Raw genomic sequence first — 7,792 nt, forward strand, 5'->3', positions numbered from 1 at the left:
CCCGGAGCCCTCGGCCCCCACACACCACCCCTCCGACCGTCCCAGCGGGCCGGACGGAGGCCGTGGAGCCCACCGCCCCGACCCGCCACCTCCGACCGTCCCAGCGGGTCAGAGGTGGCGCGTGGGGGTGGTCAGTGGACGCCGGCTTCGCGCATGTCGCGGAGTTCGCGTTTCAGTTCCTTGATCTCGTCGCGGAGGCGGGCGGCGACCTCGAACTGGAGGTCGGCCGCGGCGGTGTGCATCTGCTCGGTGAGCGACTGGACCAGGGACTCCAGCTGGGACCGGGGCATCTCGCCCACGATGGCCTTGGCGTGCTGACCGGTCTGGCGGGCGGACAGGCCCGGGACCGGCGCCTTGCCCCGGCTCTGCTGACGGCCGCCGCCGAGGAGCTTCTCGGTGTCGGCGTCCTCCCTGACCATCGAGTCGAGGATGTCGGCGATCTTCTTGCGGAGCGGCTGCGGGTCGACGCCGTTGGCCACGTTGTAGGCGACCTGCTTGGCCCGCCGCCGGTTGGTCTCCTCGATCGCCCGCTCCATGGACGGGGTCACGCGGTCGGCGTACATGTGGACCTGGCCGGAGACGTTACGCGCCGCACGGCCGATCGTCTGGATCAGCGAGGTCTCGCTGCGCAGGAACCCCTCCTTGTCGGCGTCCAGGATGGCCACCAGGGACACCTCGGGCAGGTCGAGGCCCTCGCGCAGCAGGTTGATGCCGACCAGCACGTCGAACTCGCCCATGCGCAGCTCGCGGAGCAGCTCGATGCGGCGCAGGGTGTCGACCTCGCTGTGGAGGTAGCGGACCCGGATGCCGAGCTCCAGAAGGTAGTCGGTGAGGTCCTCGGACATCTTCTTGGTCAGCGTGGTGACCAGGACCCGCTCGTTCTTGTCGGTGCGCTCGCGGATCTCGTGGACCAGGTCGTCGATCTGGCCCTTGGTCGGCTTGACGACCACCTCGGGGTCGATCAGGCCGGTCGGGCGGATGACCTGCTCGACCACCTCGCCCTTGCTGCGGCCCAGCTCGTACGGCCCGGGGGTCGCCGAGAGGTAGACGGTCTGCCCGATGCGCTCCAGGAACTCCTCCCACTTGAGCGGGCGGTTGTCCATCGCGGACGGCAGGCGGAAGCCGTGGTCGACCAGGGTGCGCTTACGCGAGGCGTCCCCCTCGTACATGGCGCCGATCTGCGGCACGCTCTGGTGCGACTCGTCCAGGACCAGCAGGAAGTCCTCGGGGAAGTAGTCGATCAGGGTGTTGGGCGCCGTGCCGGCCTCACGGCCGTCGATGTGCCGCGAGTAGTTCTCGATTCCGGAGCAGCTCCCCACCTGGCGCATCATCTCGATGTCGTAGGTGGTGCGCATGCGCAGCCGCTGGGCCTCCAGGAGCTTGCCCTGCTTCTCCATGGTCGCCAGCGACGCCGCCAGCTCCGCCTCGATGCCGCCGATCGCCCGCTCCATGCGCTCGGGACCCGCGACGTAGTGCGAGGCCGGGAAGATGTACAGCTCCTGGTCCTCGGTGATCACCTCACCGGTGAGCGGGTGGAGCGTCGCGAGCTTCTCGATCTCGTCGCCGAACATCTCGATGCGCACGGCGAGCTCTTCGTACTGCGGGATGACCTCGACGGTGTCGCCGCGCACCCGGAAGGTGCCCCGGGTGAAGGACAGGTCGTTGCGGGCGTACTGCATGTCGACCAGGCGGCGCAGGAGCTGGTCGCGCTCGATCTCCTGGCCGACCTTGAGCCGGACCATGCGGTCGACGTACTCCTGCGGGGTGCCCAGGCCGTAGATGCAGGACACCGAGGCCACCACGACGGTGTCGCGGCGGGTCAGCAGCGAGTTGGTCGCGGAGTGGCGCAGCCGGTCGACCTCGTCGTTGATCGACGAGTCCTTCTCGATGTAGGTGTCGGTCTGGGGGACGTACGCCTCGGGCTGGTAGTAGTCGTAGTAGGAGACGAAGTACTCGACGGCGTTGTTGGGGAGCATCTCCCGCAACTCGTTGGCGAACTGGGCGGCGAGCGTCTTGTTCGGCTGCATCACCAGAGCCGGACGCTGCAACCGCTCGATGAGCCACGCCACCGTCGCGGTCTTGCCGGTGCCCGTGGCACCCAGCAGGACGTTGTCCTTCTCCCCGGCCTTGACGCGTCGCTCCAGCTCGGCGATCGCGGTCGGCTGGTCGCCGGACGGGGTCATGTCCGTGACGACCTCGAAGGGCGCCACCTTGCGCTGCAAATCTGTTACCGGCCTCACGTCTCCATAACCTACGCGGAGCCACCGACATTTCCCGACCGCCTCCGGCCCGGCCCCCCTCCTCTGCGCGCATGGCCCGTCACTGGTCCGCTTTCGCCCTTATCGTTACCATGACCAAAAGGCTGACTGATCGTCGAGGCGGGGCGGGGCGCCATGGTGCGCGTGGGAAAGTTCGTCAGTTGGGTGGGGAGGAACGCCGACGGCGTGATCGCCCTGATCCTGGCCGTCTTCATCGCCTTCCTAGGGCTGAGCGGCACCGACAGGATCCTCGGCCAGCAGCGGGACGACCTGATCAGCGGGGTGACCCTCCTGGTGCTCGGGCTGCTGACCGCCGCGATCCTGCGCGACCGCTGGCGGCAGGAGCCCATGGAGGAGACGATCAAGGAGAACTTCCGCACCACCTCCGGAGCCCTCGCCGACCTGCCCGTACGCCTCGGCAACCTCGCCCACCTGGAAGCCGTCGTGGAGAGCACCCGGCGCGCGCTCGACGACCTGCGGGTCGTCCAGGCGCTGAGCGGCGCCGATGAGATCGCCCGCGCCCACGCCGACGCGCGGCGTTCCACCGACCGCTGGATGTTCAAGGGCGGCACCGGCACCTACGTGCGGGCCGTGACGCTGCCCGACCTGGTCGCCGCGGCCCGCCGCGAACGCCGCGCGCTGCTCGTCCGGCTGGAGATCATCGACCCGACCCTGCCCGCCGTCTGCGAGGCGTACGTGCGCTTCCGCCGGTCGGTGTCGGAGGGGCCCGACGGCACCGGGGAGTTCTGGACGGTCGACCGCACCCGCAAGGAGTCCTACGCCACGATCCTGGTGGCCTGCTGGCAGCGGGAGCGCTTCAGCCTGCTGGACATCGACCTCGGGCTGTCGGCCACGATGACGACGTTCCGCTGGGACCTGTCGGCCGACCAGGTCATCATCACCGTCGAGGACCCCAACCGGGCCCTGATGAGCCGGCGCGGCAGCTTCTACTACGACCACTGCGCCACCGAGCTGCGCTCCAGCCTCGACCAGGCCCGGCGGGTGCCCATCGAGGCGGCGAAGGACGCGCCGCTCAGCGACGAGCCCACCACCGACGAGGTCCGGGCCCTGTTCCGGACGCTCGGTCTCGGCCTGCCCGAGTCCTACGGCGACAAGGACGTCGACGAGATCATCCGCAGGGCCTTCCACGCGAAGAACCCCTATTCGACGTGAGGTACCGGGAGCTGTACGCGGCGCTGGCCTCGGGCGCGGTCCCGGACGCGCTGCCCGGCTGGACGCTGGGGCTGCTCCGCGACATCGCCGGGGGGAGGTCGGCGATCAGGGGCGTGCGCCACCCGCTGGGCTTCGTCTGCCTGCCGGTCGCCCGCGGGGAGTACGGCGTGTGCGTGCACGTCTGGTCGGGCGGCCTGCTGAGGGCCGGGACGACCACCTCGGAGGTCCACTGCCACGGCTGGGACCTGGCCAGCTACGTCCTGTACGGCCGGATGCTCAACGAGCTCGCCCGCGTCACCGACGGCGCCGGGGACGCGACGCACCGCGTGTTCGCGGTGGTCAGCTCCGACGGCGTGGACGACATCACCCCTACTGGGCGTACCGTGCGGTACACCGGGGGTACGCCCGAGGCCTACCACGCCGGTCAGGCCTACACCCTGCCGGCCGGGGTCTTCCACCGCAGCGTCATCCCCGAGGGCGTCGAGACGGCGACCGTCGCGGTGGCCGTCATGCGCGCCGGAGCCGCCGACCTGTCCCTCGGGCCGCTGGGCGCGCGCCCCCACCGCGTGACCCGCGAACGCTGCGACGATGAGGGGACCGCGCGGGCCGCTCGGCTGGCCGCGGAGCACCTGGCCCGAACCTAGGAGGGTCCCATGGATCTCGACCACGCCAGGCGGGTCGCGGTGGGGGCCGCGGAGGCCGCCGGCGCGCTGCTGCGGGAGCGCGCCACGGGCGTGCTGGGGATCCGGTCCAAGGGGCGGGGCGACATCGTCACCGACCTCGACCTGGCGTCCGAGCGGCTGCTGCTGGAGCGCATCCGCGCGGCCTTCCCCGGCCATCGGGTGGTGGCCGAGGAGTCCGGCGCGTCGGGCGATCCCGGCGCCGAGTGGACGTGGCTGGTCGACCCGCTCGACGGCACCAACAACGTCGCGATCGGCCTGCCGCTGTACGTCGTCGGGCTCGCGTTGTGCCACGGCGGCCTGGCCCAGCTCGGGGTCGTCCACGACCCGGTCGGCGGCCGAACCTGGTCGGCGGTCAGGGGCGGCGGCGCGTACGGGCCCCAGGGACGCCTGCCGTCCCCGAGGCACCGCGCCGACCGGCACGGCCCGGTGCTCGCCTGGACACAGGGGCACGCCGTGGCCCGCGACGATCCCGCCGTACGGGCGCTCAAGGCGGCCCTGGACGTGCGGGCGCGCCGGGTGCTCCAGCTGTGGGCGCCGTTGCTGGGCTGGGTCATGCTGGCGCGGGGCGACATCGACGCGGTGGTGGGGTACCACGCGGAGGCCGTCGACCTGCCCGGCGGGCTGCTGATCGCCCAGGAGGCCGGCCTGCGCGTCGTCGGGTTCGACGGGAAGCCCTTCGACGGGCGGACGGACCTGCCGGCCGACCGGCGCGACTTCGTGGCCGCCCACCCTGACCTCACCGACGACCTGCTCGGCCTGGTCACCACCGTCCTCCGGTGACCGGCGGCGATCGTCCGGCGTGCGGGGTGGTGATCGTCAGGCGGTGAGCAGGAGGGCCGTGACCGCCGCCGCGACGCCGGCGACGGCCAGGCCGGCCCCAGTGAGCAGGAACTTGACCAGCGGCACCCGCACCCCCCGGCGGCGGCACCACTCGAACCACAGCAGGGTCGCCAGCGACGCCCACGGCGTGACGACCGACCCGGCGTTCGCGCCGATGATCAGCGAGAGCAGGCGGTCGCGGTCGGCGGGCGGGATCACCCGCTCTCCCGCGTAGTAGGCGGGCAGGTTGTTGACCACGTTCGACAGTCCCGCGCCCGCCGCGGCCGCCCGATAGTTCGCCCCGGCGCCGCCCGGGCCGCCGACCAGGGCGCGCATGAGGTGGTCCAGGCCGTACCGGCTGAGCGTGGGCACCACGAGGAACAGGCCGATGACGAAGGCCAGGAGCTGCCAGGGGAACAGGGCCCACGTCAGCTTCGGCCGGTCACGCCAGGCGAAGGCCGCGACGACCAGGACGGCGGCCACGGCGGCGGCCACCCCGATCTGGACGCCCGCGAAGATGGCGACGACGAACAGCGCGCAGGCGGTGCCCGCGATGGTGAACAGCACCGGGTCGCCCATCGACGGCTGGGGAGGCGGATCGTACCTGTCCTCGCCCCGCTGGCCGCGCCGCCAGAAGAAGATCCACAGGAACAATGTCGTGACGGCGATCGCGGCGGCCTGCGGCGCCCACATGCGGGCCGCGAAACCGCTGGTGGACAGACCCACGCGGCCCATGGCCAGCAGGTTGGTCAGGTTGGACACCGGCAGCAGCAGGCTGGCGGTGTTGGCCAGCCAGATCGTGGTCATCACCAGCGGCAGGGGGGCGATGCGGGCGCGGGGCGCGAGGGCCAGCATGACCGGCGTCAGCAGTACGGCGGTCGTGTCCAGGTTCAGGAAGATCGTGATGGACGATGCGAAGGCCACGCAAAGGATGAACAGCGCGAGGTAGTTCCCCCGCTCGATGATCGCCAGCCGTCCGGCGAGCACGTCGAAGACGTTCGCCTCCTTGGTCAGCTCGGCCAGCACGATCACGGCCGCCAGGAAGAGCAGCAGGGGGCCGATGCGGCGCAGGTCCCCCGTGGCCTCGGCGAGGGGGAGCAGACCGGTCGCCACACAGGCCAGGCCCACGACGAACACCCCGAGCCGAACCCCGTCGAGGACCGTCAGCCGCCACTTCACGCAGGTCATGCTCGCACACGCCCCCCACCACCTCACACCGCCAGGACCCTCCCACCACATGACCCACCCGTCCTCACAAGCCCGGGACCGTCTCCGCCACATGGCCCGGCCCGGCGGCCGTCCCCGATGGCACCGAGGATGGTCCCCGCACCTGGCCGGGGGGCCTCCCCCACGTCGCCGCGCGGCGCTGTGACGGCCTCTGCGCCCGCTCATCGGCCCGCCTTCCCTTGGAGAGCCTCCGACCGGCGCCAAGCCCTCAGAGGGCCTCGTGGCGGCCCCGGGAGCCCTCTCCCACGACCGGCGGGACGAGGTCCGACGGTTTCGGCACCGCCCGAGTCAGCGGCCCGGCGCGGTGGTGCGGCGGTGCCGGAGGTCTTCCCAGACGGCCGCGACCCTCGTGTCCAGCTCGTCCAGGGGGCCCTCGTTGGGGATCACGATGTCGGCGATCTTCAGCCGGTCCTCGCGGGTCGCCTGGGCCCGGACGCGCGCGAGAGCGTCCTCCTCGGACATCCCCCGCAGCCCGACCAGCCGCGCCAGGCGCACCTCGTCGGAGGCGTCGACCACGATGACCACGTCGTACATCGGTGCCAGGTCGTTCTCGGCGAGCAGCGGCACGTCGTACACCACGATCGCCCCGGAGGGCGCGTCCCGCTGCAGCTCGGCGACCCGGTCCCCCACCCTGGGGTGCACGATCGCGTTGAGCCGCTGGAGCTTGTCCCGGTCGGCGAACACGATCCGCCCGAGCCGCTCGCGGTTCAGGGAACCGTCGTCGCGGAGCACTTCCGTGCCGAAGGCGCCGACCACCAGGGCGAGGCCGCTCGTACCCGGCTCGACGACCTCACGCGCGATCTTGTCGGCGTCGATCACCACGGCCCCGAGGTCCCCGAGACGCCGGGACACCTCGCTCTTGCCGGACCCGATCCCACCGGTCAGCCCGATCTTCAGCATGCCCGAAGGCTAGTCCAGTACTCCAGAACCTTCACCGGCCACCCACCGCACAAGGCGCCGATTTCGCCGTACCCCGTCCCACCGCTTCGGCGCCCAACAAAAACACCATGGGAGCGAAGGAAGTGACGGACTGAGATCGGCGGGCGGTGGGCGGTGGGCCGTTGTGGGTTAGGCGGGTTTGCGCATGTGGACGAGGGTGAGGTGGTCGTGCACGCGTTCGCGGCTGGTCTCGCGGTAGCCCAGGCGGCGGTACAGGCGGAGGTTGCCCTCGGACAGGTGGCCGGTGAACAGGTCGAAGACGTCGGCGACCTGGGCGAGTTCCTTTTCGACCGCCTGGATGAGCGCGGTCCCGATCCCGCGTCCCTGCTGGTCGGGGGCCACCACCAGCCGGCCGATGATGCCGGTACGGTCCGCCGTCTGCCCGCGTACCGCGCCGACGACGCGGTCGCCGTCGAGGGCCTTCAGGACCGTCGCGCTGCCGATCGTCGCCCGCATCCGGTCCAGTGACTCCACCAGGGGGCCGATGAACGGGTCTCCGTACAACTGGGCCTCGGTCACGTAGGCCGCCCGCTGGAGGGTGAGGATCTCTCCGGCGTCCTCGGGCCGCGCCCGCTCGATCCGCGTCACGGCGCCCACCTTAAAGGCACGCCGGGCCCGTGACGCGCCGCGGGTCGGGGAAGGCGGTCCAGCGAGCGCGAGGACGGGAGAAGCGAGCAGGAGGGGGTCGGGAAG

At 71.7% G+C, this 7,792-nt stretch carries 7 protein-coding genes; 3 read left to right on the forward strand and 4 right to left on the reverse strand.

All coding sequences use genetic code 11. The features are described from left to right. Positions 1-131 precede the first annotated feature (131 nt). Complete coding sequence (uvrB, locus tag NYZ98_RS40845; RefSeq protein WP_316249663.1) at positions 132-2,240, reverse strand: excinuclease ABC subunit UvrB; 2,109 nt, start codon at positions 2,238-2,240, stop codon at positions 132-134. 204 nt (positions 2,241-2,444) lie between these two features. On the opposite strand from uvrB, the gene NYZ98_RS40850 reads away from it, so the two are divergent. The 3 genes from NYZ98_RS40850 to NYZ98_RS40860 are packed head-to-tail and all read left to right on the forward strand — an operon-like array spanning position 2,445 to position 4,894. Further along, positions 2,445-3,431, forward strand: coding sequence for a hypothetical protein (locus tag NYZ98_RS40850; RefSeq protein ID WP_262850879.1), 987 nt, complete (start codon positions 2,445-2,447; stop codon positions 3,429-3,431). Further along, positions 3,428-4,075: a hypothetical protein gene (locus NYZ98_RS40855; protein ID WP_262850881.1), complete on the forward strand. Its 648-nt coding sequence runs from the start codon at positions 3,428-3,430 to the stop codon at positions 4,073-4,075. Before NYZ98_RS40850 ends, NYZ98_RS40855 begins: the two co-directional genes overlap by 4 nt. A 9-nt stretch (positions 4,076-4,084) precedes the next feature. Then, entirely contained in the window at positions 4,085-4,894 is an 810-nt protein-coding gene (locus tag NYZ98_RS40860) for an inositol monophosphatase family protein (RefSeq protein ID WP_262850884.1), read from the forward strand. 36 nt (positions 4,895-4,930) lie between these two features. Here NYZ98_RS40860 and NYZ98_RS40865 read toward each other — a convergent pair whose 3' ends face one another. The 3 genes from NYZ98_RS40865 to NYZ98_RS40875 all read right to left on the reverse strand — a co-directional run bounded on the left by NYZ98_RS40865 (position 4,931) and on the right by NYZ98_RS40875 (position 7,687). Further along, positions 4,931-6,121 carry an SLC13 family permease gene (locus tag NYZ98_RS40865; protein WP_380706348.1) on the reverse strand — a complete coding sequence of 397 codons (1,191 nt, stop codon included), beginning with the start codon at positions 6,119-6,121 and terminating at the stop codon, positions 4,931-4,933. A 327-nt stretch (positions 6,122-6,448) separates the two neighbouring features. Further along, a complete protein-coding gene (gene coaE, locus NYZ98_RS40870; RefSeq protein ID WP_262850888.1) occupies positions 6,449-7,060 on the reverse strand; it encodes a dephospho-CoA kinase in 612 nt (203 codons plus the stop codon). A 168-nt stretch (positions 7,061-7,228) separates the two neighbouring features. Continuing rightward, positions 7,229-7,687: a GNAT family N-acetyltransferase gene (locus tag NYZ98_RS40875; protein WP_262850890.1), complete on the reverse strand. Its 459-nt coding sequence runs from the start codon at positions 7,685-7,687 to the stop codon at positions 7,229-7,231. Between the last annotated feature and the right edge of the window lie 105 nt (positions 7,688-7,792).

This window comes from Sphaerisporangium corydalis, assembly GCF_025506355.1.
In the GTDB taxonomy this organism is placed as follows: domain Bacteria; phylum Actinomycetota; class Actinomycetes; order Streptosporangiales; family Streptosporangiaceae; genus Sphaerisporangium; species Sphaerisporangium corydalis.

What these genes read in the sequence shown, in the direction of transcription:
- NYZ98_RS40860 (WP_262850884.1), top strand. Translation starts at nt 4,085, where the DNA reads ATGGATCTCGACCACGCCAGGCGGGTCGCGGTGGGGGCCGCGGAGGCC.
- NYZ98_RS40865 (WP_380706348.1), bottom strand. Translation starts at nt 6,121, where the DNA reads ATGACCTGCGTGAAGTGGCGGCTGACGGTCCTCGACGGGGTTCGGCTC.
- coaE (WP_262850888.1), bottom strand. Translation starts at nt 7,060, where the DNA reads ATGCTGAAGATCGGGCTGACCGGTGGGATCGGGTCCGGCAAGAGCGAG.